Source organism: Echinicola vietnamensis DSM 17526 (genome assembly GCF_000325705.1).
Classification (GTDB): Bacteria; Bacteroidota; Bacteroidia; order Cytophagales; family Cyclobacteriaceae; genus Echinicola; species Echinicola vietnamensis.
Genome location: NC_019904.1, coordinates 1,881,545 through 1,901,165, shown reverse-complemented (window position 1 = coordinate 1,901,165; position 19,621 = coordinate 1,881,545). Strand labels below are relative to the sequence as shown.

The 19,621-nt window shown below is 46.1% G+C and carries 12 protein-coding genes; 6 read left to right on the top strand and 6 right to left on the bottom strand.

Annotated features, from left to right (window positions below; translation table 11 throughout):
- Positions 1-232 precede the first annotated feature (232 nt).
- From ECHVI_RS08060 to ECHVI_RS08045, 4 genes are all read left to right on the top strand, one after another.
- Entirely contained in the window at positions 233-1,357 is a 1,125-nt protein-coding gene (locus ECHVI_RS08060) for a glycoside hydrolase family 88/105 protein (RefSeq protein WP_015265470.1), read from the top strand.
- A 119-nt stretch (positions 1,358-1,476) separates the two neighbouring features.
- Positions 1,477-2,778 carry an acetylxylan esterase gene (locus tag ECHVI_RS08055; RefSeq protein WP_015265469.1) on the top strand — a complete coding sequence of 434 codons (1,302 nt, stop codon included), beginning with the start codon at positions 1,477-1,479 and terminating at the stop codon, positions 2,776-2,778.
- Positions 2,779-2,822: 44 nt separating this feature from the next.
- Positions 2,823-3,695: a polysaccharide deacetylase family protein gene (locus ECHVI_RS08050; RefSeq protein ID WP_015265468.1), complete on the top strand. Its 873-nt coding sequence runs from the start codon at positions 2,823-2,825 to the stop codon at positions 3,693-3,695.
- A 353-nt stretch (positions 3,696-4,048) separates the two neighbouring features.
- Positions 4,049-4,939 (top strand): dienelactone hydrolase family protein, encoded by an 891-nt coding sequence (locus ECHVI_RS08045; RefSeq protein WP_015265467.1) that lies wholly within the window; start codon positions 4,049-4,051, stop codon positions 4,937-4,939.
- A 6-nt stretch (positions 4,940-4,945) separates the two neighbouring features.
- Here the strand turns inward: ECHVI_RS08045 and ECHVI_RS08040 are convergent, their stop codons facing one another.
- Entirely contained in the window at positions 4,946-6,313 is a 1,368-nt protein-coding gene (locus tag ECHVI_RS08040; protein WP_015265466.1) for a glycoside hydrolase family 28 protein, read from the bottom strand.
- Between the two features lie 283 nt (positions 6,314-6,596).
- Here ECHVI_RS08040 and ECHVI_RS08035 point away from each other — a divergent pair, with 283 nt between their 5' ends.
- Positions 6,597-6,995, top strand: a complete 399-nt coding sequence (locus ECHVI_RS08035; protein ID WP_015265464.1) for a hypothetical protein — start codon at positions 6,597-6,599, stop codon at positions 6,993-6,995.
- Between the two features lie 59 nt (positions 6,996-7,054).
- On the opposite strand, the gene ECHVI_RS08030 is transcribed toward ECHVI_RS08035, so the two are convergent.
- The 5 genes from ECHVI_RS08030 to ECHVI_RS08010 form a co-directional block, all read right to left on the bottom strand.
- Positions 7,055-8,923 carry a RagB/SusD family nutrient uptake outer membrane protein gene (locus tag ECHVI_RS08030; protein WP_015265463.1) on the bottom strand — a complete coding sequence of 623 codons (1,869 nt, stop codon included), beginning with the start codon at positions 8,921-8,923 and terminating at the stop codon, positions 7,055-7,057.
- A gap of 20 nt (positions 8,924-8,943) precedes the next feature.
- Positions 8,944-12,210 carry a SusC/RagA family TonB-linked outer membrane protein gene (locus tag ECHVI_RS08025; RefSeq protein WP_015265462.1) on the bottom strand — a complete coding sequence of 1,089 codons (3,267 nt, stop codon included), beginning with the start codon at positions 12,208-12,210 and terminating at the stop codon, positions 8,944-8,946.
- Between the two features lie 534 nt (positions 12,211-12,744).
- Positions 12,745-13,803, bottom strand: a complete 1,059-nt coding sequence (locus tag ECHVI_RS08020; RefSeq protein WP_015264493.1) for an IS110 family RNA-guided transposase — start codon at positions 13,801-13,803, stop codon at positions 12,745-12,747.
- Between the two features lie 1,353 nt (positions 13,804-15,156).
- Positions 15,157-16,128, bottom strand: a complete 972-nt coding sequence (locus ECHVI_RS08015) for a glycoside hydrolase family 5 protein (protein ID WP_015265460.1) — start codon at positions 16,126-16,128, stop codon at positions 15,157-15,159.
- Positions 16,129-16,375: 247 nt separating this feature from the next.
- Entirely contained in the window at positions 16,376-17,764 is a 1,389-nt protein-coding gene (locus ECHVI_RS08010; protein ID WP_157501303.1) for a glycoside hydrolase family 88/105 protein, read from the bottom strand.
- A 319-nt stretch (positions 17,765-18,083) separates the two neighbouring features.
- Here ECHVI_RS08010 and ECHVI_RS08005 point away from each other — a divergent pair, with 319 nt between their 5' ends.
- Positions 18,084-19,586: a rhamnogalacturonan acetylesterase gene (locus ECHVI_RS08005; RefSeq protein WP_015265458.1), complete on the top strand. Its 1,503-nt coding sequence runs from the start codon at positions 18,084-18,086 to the stop codon at positions 19,584-19,586.
- Positions 19,587-19,621 lie beyond the last annotated feature (35 nt).

Here is a 19,621-nt window from a genome sequence, read left to right as displayed (position 1 = left end):
CCGAGCGGAAAGTTATATAAAATCCTGACCAATCAGGAATGATCCTATCAAGAATACAGCAGTACATATCAGCATACTAAACCACCGCTTTATCGCTATATTTGGCTAGCAGGAATAGGTACCTGAAATGTCAACCGCCACAATAGGAGAAATTCACGTTATGGATGCATTATTGTTACCGTACATTCGCTGCTGGCGACATTATAGAATCAACAAATCATACTATAAACGAATGCAAATCCGACGAATAACCGCCATGCTTGCCCTCCTGATATTTGCGGCAAGTGTTTCTAAAGCCCAAGAGCTTCCTACGAAAGAGGCTGTCATGGATCAAATGGTCTTGACCAACCAGTACTTTATGGAAAAATGGCCAGATCCAGGCCAAAATGTCATCACCAATAAAGAGCGTACCAGCAATTTATGGACGCGCGCCGTTTACTACGAAGGATTAATGGCACTTTATGGATTGAAACCCGATAAAGCTTATTATGACTACGCCGTAAAATGGGGAGCATCTCACGGCTGGGACCTCCGAAACGGCACCCAGACCCGACATGCCGACAATCATTGCGCCGGCCAAACGTACATCATGCTCTATGAAATCGACCAACAGCCGGAGCGCATTGAACATATCCAATCCTCCATCGATGGCATGATGGACACTTACAAGATAAACGACTGGGACTGGATCGATGCCCTTCAAATGGCCATGCCTGTCTTTGCCCAACTGACCAGTCTTACTGGAGATGCCAAGTATTCCGAACGCATGTACGAAATGTACATGGACACCAAGGTAACACAAGGGCTTTTTAACCCCCATGATGATCTTTGGTGGCGAGACAGCGACTTCCGCCCGCCCTATGCAGAGCCAAATGGCAATGACTGCTATTGGTCTAGAGGAAATGGCTGGGTAGTAGCTGCGATGGTCCGCACACTAGAATTTTTACCTGCCGATGATCCGCACCGCTTCGAATATGTGCAAATGCTGCAGCGTATGCTAAAGGCCGTATTGCCAGTACAACGTACCGATGGCTTCTGGAATGTCAGCTTACACGATCCGACCCACTTTGAAGGTAAAGAAACCTCTGGCACCGCACTTTTCCTCTATGGAATGGCCTGGGGCGTAAACAATGGACTTCTTGAAAAAGAAGTCTATATGCCTGCTATCAAGAAAGCCTGGAACGCCATCGCTTCAGAATCCATCCATGACAATGGCTTCCTCGGCTACCTACAAGGCACCGGAAAAGAGCCCAAAGATGGCCAACCGGTCACCTATACCAGTAAGCCTGACTTTGAGGATTATGGCTTAGGATGCTTTCTCCTAGCTGCTACAGAAATGTATAAATTAGTGGATTAACCCTTTATTATAAACTTGAAAAATGACTGCTAAAACAGCATAGAATTGAGTCAAAAAGTCACCCTTGGCGTACTGAGGGTGACTTTTTTTATTTCCTTGATTTAAAAAACCACAAGCCCATGAAGACCTACTGTTTTTTTCTTTTTTTCATTGCACTTACCTTTTCGGTCACAGCCCAGAACTACCCGTCCCGCAGCAATGTACTCTGGGTCACGGAGCCGGATCATTCTGACTGGCTGTACCAAGTCGGTGAGGAAGCAAAAGTAGCCATATCGCTTTTTGAGTTTGGGGTACCGGCAGATCAGGTGACGGTTCATTATGCCGTAGGCCCTGAAATGCTCCAGCCTGATTCAGAAGGAACCATTACCTTGGATCAAGGAAAAGGAAATATCTCCCTGGGCACTGCTACAGCTCCTGGTTTCCGGGATTGCTGGCTTACGGCCACACTTCATGGCCAAACGTACAAACACCATGTGAAAGTAGGTTTTGAACCGGAAAAACTCAAGCCATACACGGCCTTTCCTGCTGATTTTGAAGCCTTTTGGGATCAAGCCAAATCCGAGGCTGCCCAAACCCCAATGCAAATAGAAAAAGTTTTTGTTCCGGAATACTCCAGCCAAACCGTAGACTGCTACTTGGTCAAACTTCAGGCCTATAAAAAAGGCCAGCATGTCTACGGCTACCTGACGATCCCTAAAAAAGACGGGAAATTCCCCGTGGTCTTTGCACCGCCAGGAGCTGGCATCAAGCCCATGAATCCGTTGAAGCATATGTTTTATGCAGAAAGTGGTGTGATCCGTTTTGACATGGAAATCCACGGCATCCGCCCGGATCTGGACAAGGATACTTACCAAGAAATCAGTGCTGCCTTTGGCAACCGAAACAACAGCTACTTGGTCAATGGGCTGGACGATAAGGACCGTTACTATATGAAAAAGGTCTACCTTTCCTGCATCCGGGCCTTGGACTTTCTCACTACCTTACCGGAATGGGACGGCCAAAACCTCATCGCCCAAGGAGGCAGCCAAGGTGGAGCATTGGCCTTGATCACCACTGGCCTCGATGACCGAATCACTGCCTGTGCGGCCAATCACCCCGCCCTCAGTGACATGGCTGGCTATAAGGCAGGAAGAGCAGGAGGATACCCCCATCTGTTCACCAATTTTGACGGCATGGACACCCCTGAAAAGCTCAAAACCTTAGCGTACTATGATGTGGTCAATTTCGCCAAATTGATAGATGTTCCGGTCTTTATGACTTGGGGCTATAATGACAATACCTGCCCGCCCACCACAAGCTATATCGTCTACAACACACTCGACACCGAAAAAGAATCTTACATTACCCCCATCAATGAGCACTGGGTATCGGAGAAAACCAGAAGGGTCATCCTCGAATGGATTAAGTCAAAACTGAAGTGATGCCAGGAACTGGCGGTTTAAAACGTAAAAATCAGGAATTCTACATGACAACTAGCGTGACTATAAAGGGATTTTTGGCTTGCCAAAACCAACCACATTCGGCAGGTGACCGTAGGGCGTGCCGCTTAAAGAAATGGATGCTGCTATTGCTGGCGGTAATCCTCTGGTCTGGCACAGCACACAGCCAAATCCTAAAACAGCCCATTCCGGACAAGTTAGTGGTCCTCACTTTTGATGATGCTCCCGCCAGCCATTACTCGGTGGTGGCACCATTGCTCCAAGAACATGGCTTTGGGGCGACATTTTTTGTCTGTGAATTTCCCCCAAATTTCGCGGACACGACCAAATATATGAACTGGCGCCAGATGCAGGCACTGCACCGCATGGGATTCGAAGTGGCCAACCACACGCATACACATGCCCATGTCAATGAATTGACCAAACAGCAGACACACGGAGAGTTAGAATACATAGAAGAAAAGTGTGCAGCGATGGACATACCATTGCCCAAAAGCTTTGCCTACCCTGCTTATGCTATCAGTGAAACATGCTTTGAGCTGTTGGAAGAAAAGGCCTACGAATTTGCAAGAGCCGGTGGGAAAAGGGCTTATGACCCACTAAGCGATCACCCTTTCCTTATTCCGAGTTGGGCTACCACATCAGAGAACGAAGAAGAAATTATGGCTGCACTTGGTGAAGCCAAAGACGGAAAAATTGTCGTCCTGACGATTCACGGGGTACCGGACATCGAGCATCCATGGGTAAACACTCCGATTTCCCTTTTCGAAAAATATTTGGAATACCTCAAAGAAAATCATTTTCAGGTAGTCTCCCTCCGAGACTTAAAGCAGTATATTGACCCCATGGCCGCTAAAAAGGTTCTTCCCATTGACACAAATAAGCCTTACAAAAATTGAAGCCTTAGGCAGTACGTGGAAGGGGACGATCCTACAGGGTAAGTATCCATCCGTGCCGCTGGCCCTTGGAGCTCGTAATTTCCCATAACATTTGATAACCTAACATTTTTTCAAATGTTAAGGATGTGAATGTCAGATTTCCCGCTGCCCGTTTCCCCTCCCTTCAATGCTATTAAGTTAAGGGAAATATAGCTCGATAGTCATCCTGAGCGCTTGCCCCGTAAAATTCAACCGATTTGTTTTAGCCCTACATTTTCTACCCTTTCTCGATTTACCTCTAGGATTTTTTACGTAACTTATTGATTAATAAAACACAACTATATTTCCAGTAGTTTTAACCTATCCCTCATGCCATGAAGAAAAAGCTGTCCAAAAAAGACGTTAAACAGGAGGTTTTTGACCTATACGATGCCTACGCCCATAACAAATTGGAACGACGTGAATTTATCGAAAAACTTTCCACCTATGCCGTAGGTGGGATCACGCTTGGTGCATTGACCAGTTTTTTGATGCCAAATTACCGGGACAATATTCAAATCAAGCAGAATGATCCATCATTAAAGACAGAAACCATCACCTATGCATCCCAAAAAGGAGGTGGCAGCATCTCAGGCCAACTCTCTCATCCGGTGGATGCAGCCGGTAAGCTTCCTGGAATCATCGTGGTACATGAAAACAGGGGCCTTAATCCCTATATTGCCGACGTAGGCAGAAGGGCTGCCAAAGCTGGATTTATCAGCATCGCCCCCGATGCTTTATCGCCTTTGGGAGGGTATCCTGGAAATGACGATGATGGCAGGGAAATGCAGCGAAAGCGGGATCGAAATGAAATGCTGGAGGATTTTATAGCTGCCTTTGACCATTTAAAAGAGCATCCCAAGTGTAACGGTAACATTGGTGTGGTAGGCTTTTGCTTTGGTGGCTGGATCTCCAACATGATGGCCGTAAAAGTCCCTGATCTAAAGGCTGCAGTCCCCTTTTATGGCAGCCAACCACCGGAGGAACTGGTACCGCAGATCGAAGCTCCACTTTTACTACATTTCGGTGAACTCGACACGCGGGTCAATGCCGGCTGGCCCGCATACGAAACGGCCCTAAAAGCCAATGGAAAAGAATATCAAGCATTTACCTATCCGGATGCCAACCATGGGTTTCACAATGACACTACCCCTAGGTATGATGCTGAAGCGGCCACGCTAGCTTGGAAAAGGACAATCGACTTTTTTCATAAAAAGCTGGCTTAAGTGTTTTTAATCTTTCATCTGGAAGCCGTTGACATTTTCATTGATGACTTTTTGGTCACGAATTGATTCGACTTGTATATTTTTTAATTGGACTACTTCTACGGGACTTTCAGGATCAGCTTTTATGCGAGAAACAAACGCCACATCAGCAGCTCGGACGTTTTCCATATAAATATTTTCAATTGGAGTCAACCTCCGCTCATAAGTTGGCACCAAGTCTCTCCATTGATAAAGCACATCAGTCTCAATACCTAATACCCCTTTATCAATTTTCCCGCATTGGATATTCTTCATATGAACATTACGGACATAGCCTCCCCTTCTTTCATTTGTTTTCACATATAGCAAGTGGTTGAGCTTAGCCCCTTCCTGGACTTCACAATTTTCCATATATACATTTTCCACCCCACCAGAAAGCTCACTTCCAATAGCCAATAACTGATGGCCATTTTTCACCAAGCTATTTCTTATGACGATATTTTTAGTGGGCATGTTCAGCCTCCATGCATCTTGGTTTCTACCTGATTTTACTGCAATAGCATCATCACCTTGATCAAAAATACAGTTTTCGATCAGCATATTTTGGCTCATTTCTGGGTCGACCCCATCATTGTTATGGCCATGGGCAAAGACTTGTACGTCCCTGATGACCACATCTTTTGACATAAAAGGATGAATTACCCAAAAAGGGCTATTGGTAATCTTCACCCCCTCCAACAATACCTTTTCACAGCGATTAAACTGAATAAATTGAGGGCGAAAATTAGAGGAATCATTCACAAAATTACGTTCTTCTACCGGCACGTCCGTTGCGGCCAAGTTATAAAGCCTCTTGAGACTTTCCATGTGAGCTTTTGGCCTGGAAAACCATACTTTCCACGTATTCATTTTTGCCTTCAATTCACCTTTACCTGTAATGGCAATATTTTCACAATCAAATGCATAGATTAGCGGAGAATAGTTAAAACACTCCATTCCTTCCCATGTAGTCTTTACAGCTGGAAGATAATCTTTTGGATCCTCGGAAAACAATAATGTAGCCCCCTCTTCAAGATGTATATTAATATTGCTTTTAAGGTGGATCTTTCCAGTTGGCCACTCTCCTGCGGGAATCACTATACGACCACCACCCGCCTCTACTGCAGCAGAAATGGCCGTCACAATAGCTTGTGAAGTCGCTTGCTGATCATCTTCCTCAGCACCAAAATCCGTGATTACAAATCGCTGTATATCACTAAAATCAGGCACCTTGATCATGGGCATTTCAAAAGGAGCCTCAACAGACACCTCGTTGATTGGAACATTTACCTTCTTTTGATCACAAGAGGCAAGCAAAATTATGGCCAACAGGAATACCGGGATTTCTTTATGCATCTCATATGATTTTATTATTAAAACTAAAATAAAAAACCCCGGAGAAATTCCCGGGGTTTTTAAACGTTTAAAACACTCCCATTTTAAACGTTAAAATAAACCCATTTGTATGAACGCTTTCGTTAGCATTATCATACAGCAGGCATTTTCTCTCCTGCTGATTTCAAGGGTGAAATTAAAAAATACACTACACAAAAGTGTGCTGTGCTATACTGAGGAGCATACTTTTAAGGCTAACCAAAAGTTTTTACCTTGACACTTCAGCAACCAAAAGAGCATTATAATGAACACAAAATTTATCATGACGGCAAGTGCCATTTTCATGTTTGGCTTGGGGATCGGGTTTACTTTTTTACCTAATGAGCTGGCCCTTCATATCGGCGCTGGTCAGTCACCAGTAAGCATAATATCGCTACAACTTCTGGGAGCATTGTACATTGCCTTTGGAGCCATGAATTGGATGCAGAAAAATGGCCTCATCGGTGGGATTTATAACCGGCCATTGATACTCGGGAATTTTGGGCATTTTATGATAGGAGGCATGGCCTTGATCAAATTTTTGTTTTCGGATTACCCCAAAGGCCCTGTGGTGTGGGGAGTAGCCGTTATCTATCTGATTTTCGCTGTGTTTTTTGGGAGGCTAATGTTTAAAAGCCCTGTCTTGGAAGATGAGGCAAAATAAAAAAGCCAGCCCCCTAAGGGACCGACTTCTTCATGGATAAAATCGTATGGCTACTTTTCTTAGTATCCTGGGTTTTGAATGGCATCCTTTTCCGCAGCAGTCAATGGCTGTCCATCGATGATCAAGGCATCCAAATAACTCTGTGGCACAGGCCTTAGGATATGCCTTTCGGCAATATTGGCGGCTGCCTCAGGATTAAATGCCCTGGCTCGCTGCAACAACGTACCCGTACGGGACAAGTCTACCCAGCGATGAAATTCACCCAGGAGTTCTCTGGCACGTTCATTCAGGATAAAGTGAACAAACATATCCGCCTTAGAACCTACTCCTTCAGGGTAGATCTCTGTAGCAGCTTCCGAAGTACCAGGGGTAAATACCGCTTCAGTTACCGTCATGGATGCTGCAGTACTTCCTTCTTCATCATATGGCACCTGTTCGGCAAGGTGATAAACCCTTCCCCTATCTTCTCCTGCTTGATACGCAGCCCTCTGGCGGACTTCATTGATATATTGCAACGCTTGGCCATAATCTTCCATACGGCCATAAGCTTCAGCGGCGATTAAATACGTCTCGGAAAGCCTGGCCAAAATACCGTCCCGCGTACCTTTGGCATCGTTGAAATTGGTACGGAAAGGATCGAGGTATTTGGAAAGTGATGGGTAGGTGCTCAGCCCCCAATCGGTTCCATCAGGTGTGTTTCTTACCAGCATAAGCGGTGCAAAACTACCTTTATAATCCTCTGTAAAGCGCTGATCATTGGCCTCATTCACCAAATAAATAATTGCGGTATCTCCCTCCGCAAATTTTGGCTGCCCTACCAAGTCAGGGCTTGGAGCATTGGCTGCCGTCCACTCAGGAATATTATCACTGCTCTGAGAAGCAATGTATGCGGTCTTGATGCTCTTGTAAAACCTCGAGTCATTTACCCTGTCAAAATTATCCAACGCAAAATCGGTCGGCTTGAGACGGTCAAACTCACGCCCATTTTCCAAGTCCCTGGTCATTCCTGGGAAATTCCGATAGATCGATAGAAAATACATGTGGGTCTGATTGCCATACCTGCCCAATAATGCTTGGTTATTGTCAAATTGAGAGGCCAGGATAATCTCTGAAAGGTTCTCGTTCGGCCCATTCACGGCTGTATACTCGAAGATATCTGCATAATCTGGTGCCAACGATCGGCCAGAATTATTGATCACCTCCTCAGCAAAGTACGCTGCGCTGTCCAAGTCATTGGCTTGGGCAATGTCAGCATTTCGCTCACTGGCCCTGAAAAGGTAGGCCTTTGCTAAATAGTGCTGAGCAGCAGACTTGGTAATCCGGCCCACTTGCGCGGCGGTAGGCGGCAGCAATTCTTCTGCCCTTCTCAAATCACTGATGATCTGCGCCACGTTCTCGGCCACTGTGGCCCGAGGGAAATTGGCTTCATCACCTTGGGTAGGCGTCAATTTCATGGGAACAGCACCAAACTGTTCTACCAATTTCAGGTAATTGAATCCCCTTAGGAACAAGACCTCGCCCAAACGCGTGTCCCTAGTGGTTGCCGAATTGGGATCCGTGTAGACCTCCGGAATATTCTGAATCCCGATATTGCACACGTTGATTTGTGCGTACATATTATCCCAAAGTGGCCGTAAATCCATCGTTTCTGCTGGATTGAGCAAGCCAGTATAGGTATTGTACATCACATGATTCACACCGCCACCATTGGTAAACTCATCCGTACCGTAATTGGTCAAGGCGTAAGACCACTCGTAATTGTGATGAAAACGGAGCCCTTCATAGGCACCATTCACCAATTCTTCTATCCCTTCCGGGGAATTGTATCGCTCTTGCGTCAGGGTAGCGACCATTTCTTCCTGCAGAAAATCTTGGCAAGAGAAAAGGCTACCAGCTGCCAACGCTATGATTAAGATATTCTTTTTCATAATGTTCAGGTTTTAGGGGTTTAGAAAGTCATGTTCAGACCAAACACAAAGCTCCGGGTCGTGATGCTGGACGCACTTGGATTAGAACCGCCGATCTGATAGCTGCTGTCAGGATCTATAAAATCCGTTTTTGAAAACAGGAACGGGTTCTGCACCTGTGTGTAAAGCTTCAGATTGCTCATCCCCCATTTACCGATAATGTCTTGAGGGAAAGTATACCCCAGCGAAATAAACCGAACTTTCACAAAGGAACCGTCTTGATAGTTCATCGCACTGTAATGGATGGGCTGGCCACCATTGTTATAATCCGCTCTTGGATAAGCATTGGTAGGATTGGTCGGTGTCCAGTAATCGATGATCCTGGAAGCATACCTCCCGGACATGTCTACAGCACCACCCTGTACTAAATTCCCCCATCGGGCATACACAAATGCCGAGAGTTCAAAGTTCTTATAATTAAAGGTGTTGGTAATCCCACCAGTCCATTTAGGAGCCGTCTGCCCTAAGATGACACGGTCATTGTTTGGATCGATTCGGTTGTCACCATTGACGTCCTGCACGCGGATATCACCTGGCTCATAGTCCGACCCGTTCTCGCTGTATTGAGCCAATAGATCCGCATCACTTTGTTGCCAGATGCCGATTTTATTGTAATCATAGTAAACACTGATCGGCTTACCGATAAACCACTGATTGTTCACGTCATCCACAGCTCCATTCTCCAACTCTACAATCTCGGTGCGGTTACTGGAAAAGGTGAAATCCGTAATCCAACTAAAATCGCTCTTATCAATATTGACTGATGACAAGGTCAGTTCCACACCTTTGTTACGGGTTTTACCGGCATTGACGGTTATATTGCTATAACCGGTAACGGAGTTTGGCGTCTTATCCAAAAGCAGGTCATAAGTATCGGCATTATAGTATTCGATACTACCGTAAAGGCGGTCTTTCCACAGCCCAAAATCCAACCCAAAGTTCCATTGTCTGGTTTTTTCCCATCCAAGGTTTCTGTTTGGCAGCGCTCCTTGGGAAGAACCTTTTGGATTTCCGGTCACATAACCGTTGGCTGGGTCGCTACCAAAAACATACGGTACTTGCACCAGTCCACCTGCAGTGTTGTACGGTGCCACGGCTTGGTTACCCACAGTACCCATGCCGATCCGCAATTTCAATTGGTTTACCCAATCCACATCACTCATAAAAGCCTCGTCATGGATCTTCCATCCCAAGGAGAACGATGGGAAAAAGTCCCATTTATTTCCTTCACTCAAGACAGATGCTCCATCTGACCGGCCAGTCAGGGTAAGCAGGTATCGGTCCTTATAAGAGTAATTGAACCGGGCCATATAAGACATCAAGGTATATTGGGAAAATCCGGAACCCCAGCCATCCAGTGCGCCGCGATTGGTGGATCCAAGGTTATACCACAACTGACTGTCATAAGGAAGGTCAGAAGCTGTCATGTCGGAGTTTTCACTCTTCCAGTAAGAAGAACTCTGCAGGAAGGTCGCATTCAGGGTGTGATCGCCAAAGGTCTTGTCATAATACACCAAGTTTTCCCAAGTCCATGAAAACGCTTGGCTTTGGCTCAATCGCGCATAATTGGTCGAAGAAGCAGATCCTCCACCTCGAAGACTGGACTGTGCCGCTTGGAACTGGCCATTTCGGTAATTCCTGATATCCGGACCAAAAATGGTCTTAATCCTCAAGCCTTCGGCTAATTTTGCTTCTGCAAAGAAGCTACCGAATGCCCGCAAGGTGGTACGCTCGTTGATCACATATTCGCCATCCTGAATAGGGTTGACGATATTAGGATCCCCGCCCGGGTTAAAGATATAATTGCCATTGGCATCGTAAGGCTTCGCAAAAGGTAGCTGTCCCAAGGCGGCTTCAAAGATGGTTCGACTTCCCCTCGAACCGCCTGCGGAATACCCGTAGTTTTGGATGCTGTAGCTGGCATTAATAGAGCCGCCAAGTTTCAGCCAGTCCACCGCTTGGATCTCAAGGTTCACCAAGGCATTGTATCGCTTGTAATCTTGGCCGACATTGGTGCCGGTCTGATCCAAATATCCACCGGAAATAAAGGCTTTGGTCTTTTCATTTCCCCAGTTGGAGCTAAGGTTATAATTCTGGGTGATGCCCGTCTGCTCCACATAATCGGTCCAGTCTGTCGTTTCCAGTCTGCTTGGATCATATGCGGGAACCTCGGAAACACCCCACATCTCCTGTTCAGCAGCCGTGGTAGGACGCATGGCAGGAATAAGGTTTTCCCTGTCCACCCAGTCATAGCCATTGGCGATATTGTTCCAGGCGGTGGCATCCGCGCCGAAAAAGTCAAAATCATCTTGTGGGTTTGGATATGCTGTGCCGTACGCTCCTGCACCACGGGCTGCATCCCTGCGATAGTTGGCATAGCCTGCGGCATCGTAATAATCTGCCAAGTTCCTGAGGTTTTGCACCATCATGGATGCATCAAAGTTGATCTGAGCACGGCCGTCTTTTCCTTTTTTCGTAGTGATCAACACCACGCCATTGGCTGCTCGGGAACCATAGATGGCCGATGCAGAGGCATCTTTCAACACCTCAATGGATTCGATGTCATTAGGGTTCAGCATCTCAATGCCGCCCGACTGCAATGGTACCCCATCCAATACGTACAAAGGGTCATTGCCCCCGGCAATAGAACGGCTACCACGAATTCGGATCGAGCCTACTTCACCCGGACGGGCATTGCTGGCAATGTCCACCCCTGCCGCACGGCCTTGGATCCCTTGAAGGGCATTCTGGATCGGCGTGGCTTCCAGCTCTTCAGATGATACCTGGGATATTGCCCCCGTAATGTCACTCTTCTTTTGTGTACCGTAACCGACCACAACGACCTCTCCCAATTGTTGGAGATCTTCGCTCATCGCGATGTCAAGCGTGGTCCGAGAACCCACCGTAATTTCCTGTTTCACATAACCGATGGAACTCACCACCAGTACCGTCTCATCACTGGGAACTTCCAAGGTGAAGTTTCCGTCCAAATCAGTTACTGTGCCACTGCCAGTACCTTTGATCAGGATATTTACACCAGGAAGGGTCTCTCCAGTGGCCGCAGCGGTCACCGTCCCTGTAATGGTCTTCTCTAGCTGATCAACACGCATCTCCAGACGATTGGACATCCCGGAAGCCAGCGCAGGGGAAATCCCCGCTCCACTCGCTCCCACCGTTCCAAAAGCCATTGCCATCAACACCCACTTTTTGGTGTTGATGCGGTTTTTTGGGGTTTGCTTTTTTCTCATTGTATATTGATTGATTAAAAACGATTTTATTTCGGCAGGAAAAAACCTCCTTGCTCAAAGAAGTTGTAGGATTTCTATTTCGCCCATAAGGGGCAAGTTGGGAACGAATGTACCCTCCCATAAAAAAAGGCTTGTACTGTACTATACTGGTAAAAAATAAGGGTAAAAACGTAACAAAAAATTTAATTTAAGCCATAAACATCATATCCGATAACTTATTTTACCCTCATCAATAATGTCAAAATAAACATGACTGGTTTCCACAAAAATCCTACACCCCCTGTCTACACAACTGTTATGAAGTGTCCTGCCAACACTCATTTAAGAGGAACTTTTTTGGAAGCTGGAAATATGCTGGGGTTAAGCCACCGGTAAAAAGGATGAAAATCCCCTAAAAATCATGCATACCACATACTAACACTTGGTTTATTTCTGGGGACTATAGATCTCTTTTTCTATTGGAAGGATGGTATGCCACTAAGATTCTGTGTTAAATGTCAAGAAACAGTTTATTTTTTTATCTTTGGATATAAATCAGCTTAAGCTAGATTCAAAAGGTCCTGCGATGTTTTGCGGGGCCTTTCTTTTTTCTTCATAATCCGGATCAAAAACTGTTTCGGTTTTGTAAAGGATATACATTAGTTCGAGTATTTTTCTCTGGACAGCAACCAAAGCTTTCATTTTTATTCCATGTCTGCCCACTAATCTTGCATAGGTGTTTTTGTATTGTTCACAGTGTTTCACTGCTGACAGGGCCGGTAGATGCACGGCTTTTCTGAGATACCTGTTTCCTTTTTTTGATATTTTGGGCTTGCCTTTTACCGATATTCCAGACTGTTTTTCCTTTACATCAAAACCGGCATAACTTGCTAATTGCCTTTTGTTTTTGATCAGCTCAAAGCCGTTGGTTTCTGCCAACACTATGGCAGCGGTAAGTTCGCCAACACCTGGGATCGAGGTCATATTGGCCACATCCTGTTTCACTTTTTGATCTTGATTTATAAGCTGTCTGATCTCGGTTTTTATCTCGGCTTCCTGTTTATTGAGCAATCTCAACCTGGAATTCAGTCTTTTAATCGAGTTTTTGTTTGGAAATGCCTGGACCTTCTCTGCGTGCAGCTGGTTTTTGATCACCACCCTTTCGGCGACGATCTGCTCTCTTTCCCTTGTGAGCTGTTTGATTTCCCTGAATAGCTGTTTGGGGGGCAGCCAGGTTTCAAGGTGTCTTTCCAGGCCAAAACGTGCTATCGCTTCAGCAGCAGTTTTATCGGTAACGGTCTTGACATCAAGTGTCTTGCTATAATTGCTGATTTTATTGGGAAGCACAATTGCCACTTTTCTTGATTGGCCATGGAGCCAATGGGCAAGCTTTTCGTGGTAGACACCTGTAGCTTCCATTACAAAAAGGATCTCCCCCTCAGCAGTCTTATGTTTTTCAGCCCATTTGAGTAATTTGACAAAACCGGTTGGCTTGTTTTTAAATACCTCACAGGAGTTCAGCTTGATTTTGAGCTCATCAGTTAGAAGGCTGAAATTGCAGACCAATTCCCCCATGGCGACATCAATTCCAATTACTTGCTTTAGTACATTCATAGTTAAAAGAGAAAAAGGTTAACACTAAACAAGTGGATGTCTCTCTCCGTCTTTTCTCCAGTTTGGTTATTGTTGCTATATCGGGTAAATGACGATATGCCTTACATTCTGTTTAAACTCTAAGAGAAAGAAAGAGATGGGGCAATATCTTAGCGAGAATATACCTGTGATGGCTATTTAGGCGCAAATTCGCTCCCATCTCTCACCACTTTTTCCTTTAAATTTAGGAGATTATTCAAACATAGGAGGCGCTAAGACAAAAAGCAATTTTACATTCCTTTCCATGCAGGACCAACGTGCACTTGGTGCCTTTGGGGCGTTGTGGCATGTTTATTTATCCAATGTTTTGCCATTAAGTAAAAATTGGTAGTCCCCGAATCCCATGCTAGAACCGAAGGCTGAAAGCCTTTTATCACGCTAGCCCAAGGCAAAGCCTTGGGGTGCAGGCCTCATAATTTCTTCCTTTCAGGCTGAAAGCCTAGCTCAAAAGTTTGGTAAACCCCGACTTGATGATCAATAGATGGGTAAATATGTTCTTCGTCACCTTTGGTGGCTATTTGGCCACGGATGAACACTGATAGGATGCTTAAGGCGTTGCAAATCTGTGTTCAAATCTTTTATCCGTAGGTTACATGACTTAAAAGTTTACGACGCCCATACCTTTGGCTACGAAATGGGCTTTTCGGCAACGCTTGGATTCATCCAGTTCATAGATGAAATAGCATCCTTTTAAATAAAGCTGCCCTCAGCAATATTGCTTGATCCGCGGTATGGTGTATGATGTAACCTCGAAAGATAGCCCCAAAGGGGCGGCACATTCATAGCCATGGGTGAAGCCCATGGTAAATTAGCCCAACCAACGTTTTCCGTTTTAGCCGCATTGACTGCCCTATTCCCCACAACTTCCTGCTAAAACCCATTCGTACGGATGGAGGAAAACCATCGTTTTAGCGGTGTAAAATTTTCTTTCAGAAGAGCATGTCGAAAATCATCCCCCCAGAAATATTGCTTGATCCCTTTTCAGCTTCCCTTCATTTACCTAAATAAAAAAACCTCCTATCCGAAAATTACAGATAGGAGGTGAAACTAATTAGGGGTTTAATAACCTGAGTTCCCATTTCGCTAAGTTAAACAATTATAGCATGTGGGAGATTTTAAAAAACCTCCCAGGGATGATTGCAAATCCGCCTCAGATCAACAGGTTAATAGGTTTGATAATGCTTATTTCGATGATTCAACTGATCAGAGCAACTGCTCTCTCGTGTGATCAGCCTTCTATAATCAAAGGCAATTTAAAGATGAAATTTTAAAATGTAAAATTTACACTTAATATTTTGCCAAAGGATTTTTTTATTATTGATGCTGAGATAAATATCGCTTGGTAAGCGTAGCCCATGCTTTTAGGTCACCATCTCCCCAACCTCCTGAAGATGATGCGGAAGGAAGGAGCATGGAACAGGTCTCGTCCTTGTCTGAAACTGACCATGTCAGCCAGCTGATGCCATTTTGCTCCATCCATGTGTACCAAGCCTCCCACGAAGCCTGATCGATTTTTCCATCCCCGGAAGCTTCCATGGATGCACATTCTGACACAAACAATGGCAGCCCTTTCGATAAAGCATAATCGGCACGTTTCCTTAAAGGTTCCTTGTGCGTAGCAGCATAAAAGTGCAGCGTATACATCAGGTTTTCATGGCCGATAATGGGATCATCTGCGGCCAAATGCACATCTTGACCCCAATGTGGAGATCCTACCAAAATCAAATTATCGGCATCCACTTTCCTGATAGCCTTGATCACTTCCTCACTGTATGCCTTGACTTCCGGCCAAGTGTCATCCTCCGGTTCATTGTAGATTTCATAAATCACATTCGGATGATTTCCATATTTAGTGGCCATTTTTACAAAAAATTCCTTCGCTTCTTCCAAATGGATATGATGGCTATGCCAATCGATGATCACATAAATTTCTTCCGCTATAGCCGCTTCCACGACCGCCTTTACTTTCTCCATCCCCCATGCCGGACGCTCCAAATAGCCGTCTTCAGGCTCCACTCCCATGGCCGCGCGGACCACATTGACGTGCCAGTCTTTTTTTAACCATTTTACGCTATTCGCATTGTAAAATCTTGGCCACCAATTGTGCCATCCAAAACTCACTCCTCGCAGCGAGACCAAATCGCCATGCTCATCTACCAGTTGCGTGCCCACCACCGAAAGGGGGCTGACACCTTCATCATCGACCAGTTCCGAAACAGGGCTGCCATCTGAAGTGGTATTGCAGCCAAAAAGTAAAAACAGCAGGATATAAATTGATTGGTACATAGGGAATGGGGTTCATTGGTTTGATCTAGGTCAAAATTAACCCATAACCTTCTTTCTTATGGCTGCTTAATGTTTCAGAATAGGATGAAATTTGATAACACCCCAAAAGCTGGCCCATGCTTGGATCGGACAAATCTATCCAAAAACCGTCGATCGTTGCAAGCGACGGCTCTGCTCCCTAAAAACAACAAAACCCTGTGGTAGGTCACCACAGGGCTTGTCATTTCGTTATCAGAAAGGTCAACTATTAGCCTTTTGAGGACTCATCCAGCAGTTGTACTGAACTGTCGTTAATTTCGAAATCATGCATTTGGAGCATGCGGATTACTTCTGCACCTGCTGCGATGACGGGACCGTAACCATGGGCCGCATAAGGATTGATGGGACGATGATAGTAAAACGCTGGATCAAAGCCCATTCCCGTACCGACACAAGTCCCTTCAACCTGGCCTTTGTCATTTACTTTGGTGCTGACGGCATTCCAGGCCAATAACGTCATGGGGGCATAAGCTTGGTCATCTACCCAGCCTTCATTGACGGCTTTGGCGATACAGTACGTGTAGATGGCTGTCGCAGAAGTCTCCAAGTAAGAATCGCTTTTGTCCAGCAATTGATGCCAAAAGCCTGAACCAGACTGCAGCTTGGCAAGTCCCTTGATGTGTTTTTGGAGCAAGTCCAACACAAACGGCCTTCCCGGGTGATCCTCAGGCAATGCATTCAGCACTTCCACTTTGGTCAGGATTGCCCAACCATTGGCACGTCCCCAGTGGAATTGCGGATGCTCGTCCATCCCTTGCACCCATCCGTGCATATAAAGACCTTTTTCTTCGTTGAACATACGGCCTGAAAAAAGCTTGATTTGCCGAACGGCTTCGTCAAAGTATTTTTGCTCCCCGGTCAGCTTGCCCATTTGCACAATGGCCGGTACGCTCATGTAAAGGTCATCCAACCACAGGGTATTCTTAAGGGGCCTATTCCTGGCCAACGTACCATCCTCCAGACGGAACTGACCGTTCATGATATAATCCATAAAATTATCCACCACCGGCCGGACATCAGCATCCACTCCTGTCATCGATGTTTTGATAAATGACGCACAAAGGGCCCCGGCATCATCCAAGGCTCCTGGATAGAGCACGGAATGCAGTGCATGCGCTTTGCCATCCACCTTTTTAAACTGTGGATAGAGATCTGCGATGAACTTGACACGCTGCTTGGTATAATCGGTATAGCGCTGGTCACCGGTCACCTCTCCAGCCAATAACATGGAGGAATAGGTCACGCCCCACTCATAGCTCAACAGCCTGAAGTCACCTTGCTTCAACACGCTATTTCCATCTACTTTGCTGAAATCAGAAAGGGGAGCCCCGTTTTCCTTGTCCAGTATCTCCGTAGGAGTGGTGGAATCCAGGTATTCATATACCCGATCGATCACAGCCTTCACTTCTTTTTCTTCCGGAAAGCCATACGGCACCGGGTAATCTGGCTGCAGCAAGTGCAATGGAGTATTGGTATCGGTAAGCACTTCTTTGGGTTCGGTGCTGGCCGCTTGATCTTCTTGTGTTTGAGGAGAGCAGGCAATGGCGAGGCCCAATGCCCCGATCATCCCTGGTTTAAGTATTTGTCGGACGTTCATAAATGATATGGTAAAGTTTGGGTCTTTGATATCAATGACTGATTTAAAAATATAAAATTAAGCATTACCAAAAAATTCCTGTGCTGTACTGTAGGGGATATTGCTGTGCAAACCTTTGCTTTGGACAAAAGAAGTGAGAGATCGCGCTACTCACATTCCAACGTAGCGATGCCTTGCCCTTGGGAAAGCATATGCATTCCTCTTTGCATTTGATCCCCATATACTACAGTACAGAAATTTTGGCGCATTTAGGTAGATTTATTTCTTGGTTGAACTGATCAGCCAAAAATGCAAACCCAAATCAACGGATATTTCAATCATGAAAAACCTAAAATATGGACTCTCGGCAGGCATCATCTTATGGACATTGTTGATGGCTTTTACGCCGAAAGCAGAAAAACACACCCTTTATATCATCGGGGACAGTACTGTCCGTAACAGCCGCGGGGACGGTGGCCCAGGACAATGGGGCTGGGGGACATTTATCGATGATTTCTTCGACAGCTCGCAGTTGGCAGTTAGTAACCAGGCCATGGCGGGAAGAAGTACCCGGACATTTGTGAAGGAAGGCCGATGGCAACGGGTGCTGGATGCCCTTCAGCCCGGCGATTTTGTCATGATGCAATTTGGTCACAATGAAGGCAGCAAACCCGACACCACCAGAGCGGGTTATCGCGGGGTGCTTCCCGGCACTGGAGAGGAAACGGTCGATCTCACCTGGCCGGACGGAACAGCGGAAACGGTGCATACTTATGGCTGGTACCTGAAGAAATTTGTGACGGAAGCCAAGGCAAAAGGCGCCACGCCCATCATCTGCTCGATGATCCCCAGAAATAAATTCCAAGATGGCGAAGTGGAGCGGGCGGACCAAGATTACGGCAAATGGGCCAAGGAGATTGCCCGTAAAACCGGGGCCCATTTCGTGGATCTCAACAGCATCGTCGCCGATCAATACGATCAATGGGGGCCACAGGTGGTGCCTTCCCTCTTCGAGAAAGACCATACCCATACCAACGAGGCCGGGGCACGGATCAATGCTTGGTCAGTGGTTCAGGGCATTAAGGCCCTGGAAGATTGCTCCCTAAAAGCCTATCTCTCCAAGGACAAGCCAACCCTCTACTTGATCGGAGACTCTACGGTCAAAAACGGCCAAGGTGATGGCGCTGGCGGGCTCTGGGGCTGGGGTGATTATATGGCTCCTTACTTTGACCTGGATCGGATAAAAGTCCAAAACCACGCACTGGGCGGCACCAGCAGCCGAACGTACCAGACCTATGGCCTTTGGGAAAAAGTCCGCGAGCAACTCGAACCTGGCGATTATGTCATCATGCAGTTTGGCCATAATGATAGCAGCCCACTGGATGACAGCCATCGCGCCAGAGGGACCATCCGAAGTGCCGATACGGCGGCAGAGGAAATCTACAACCCCATCACGGAGCAATATGAAACCGTCTACAGTTATGGCCAATACCTCAAACAAATGATCACCGCCACCAAAGCAGCCGGAGCCACACCGATTGTTTGCTCCCTCATCCCGAGAAACAACTGGAAAGACGGAAAAGTAAACCGTGCAAATGACAGCTATGGCCTATGGGCTAAACAGGCCGCAGAAGCCAGAGAAGCTTGCTTTATCGACCTGAACAACATCATTGCCGATGGCTATGACGAACTTGGCGAGGACTATGTGAGGGCCCATTTCTTCAATGACACCGACCACACCCACACCATTCTAGACGGGGCCAAATACAATGCTAAAGCTGTAGTGCAGGGCATCCAAGGATTGGAAGATTGTGACTTGAAGGGGTATTTGGTGGAGGATTGATGATTGGAAAATTAAAAGATTGGAAGATTGAAAAA

What these genes read in the sequence shown, in the direction of transcription:
- ECHVI_RS08035 (WP_015265464.1), top strand. Translation starts at nt 6,597, where the DNA reads ATGAACACAAAATTTATCATGACGGCAAGTGCCATTTTCATGTTTGGC.
- ECHVI_RS08030 (WP_015265463.1), bottom strand. Translation starts at nt 8,923, where the DNA reads ATGAAAAAGAATATCTTAATCATAGCGTTGGCAGCTGGTAGCCTTTTC.
- ECHVI_RS08005 (WP_015265458.1), top strand. Translation starts at nt 18,084, where the DNA reads ATGAAAAACCTAAAATATGGACTCTCGGCAGGCATCATCTTATGGACA.
- ECHVI_RS08025 (WP_015265462.1), bottom strand. Translation starts at nt 12,210, where the DNA reads ATGAGAAAAAAGCAAACCCCAAAAAACCGCATCAACACCAAAAAGTGG.
- ECHVI_RS08060 (WP_015265470.1), top strand. Translation starts at nt 233, where the DNA reads ATGCAAATCCGACGAATAACCGCCATGCTTGCCCTCCTGATATTTGCG.
- ECHVI_RS08010 (WP_157501303.1), bottom strand. Translation starts at nt 17,764, where the DNA reads ATGAACGTCCGACAAATACTTAAACCAGGGATGATCGGGGCATTGGGC.
- ECHVI_RS08050 (WP_015265468.1), top strand. Translation starts at nt 2,823, where the DNA reads ATGACAACTAGCGTGACTATAAAGGGATTTTTGGCTTGCCAAAACCAA.
- ECHVI_RS08020 (WP_015264493.1), bottom strand. Translation starts at nt 13,803, where the DNA reads ATGAATGTACTAAAGCAAGTAATTGGAATTGATGTCGCCATGGGGGAA.
- ECHVI_RS08055 (WP_015265469.1), top strand. Translation starts at nt 1,477, where the DNA reads ATGAAGACCTACTGTTTTTTTCTTTTTTTCATTGCACTTACCTTTTCG.
- ECHVI_RS08015 (WP_015265460.1), bottom strand. Translation starts at nt 16,128, where the DNA reads ATGTACCAATCAATTTATATCCTGCTGTTTTTACTTTTTGGCTGCAAT.
- ECHVI_RS08045 (WP_015265467.1), top strand. Translation starts at nt 4,049, where the DNA reads ATGAAGAAAAAGCTGTCCAAAAAAGACGTTAAACAGGAGGTTTTTGAC.
- ECHVI_RS08040 (WP_015265466.1), bottom strand. Translation starts at nt 6,313, where the DNA reads ATGCATAAAGAAATCCCGGTATTCCTGTTGGCCATAATTTTGCTTGCC.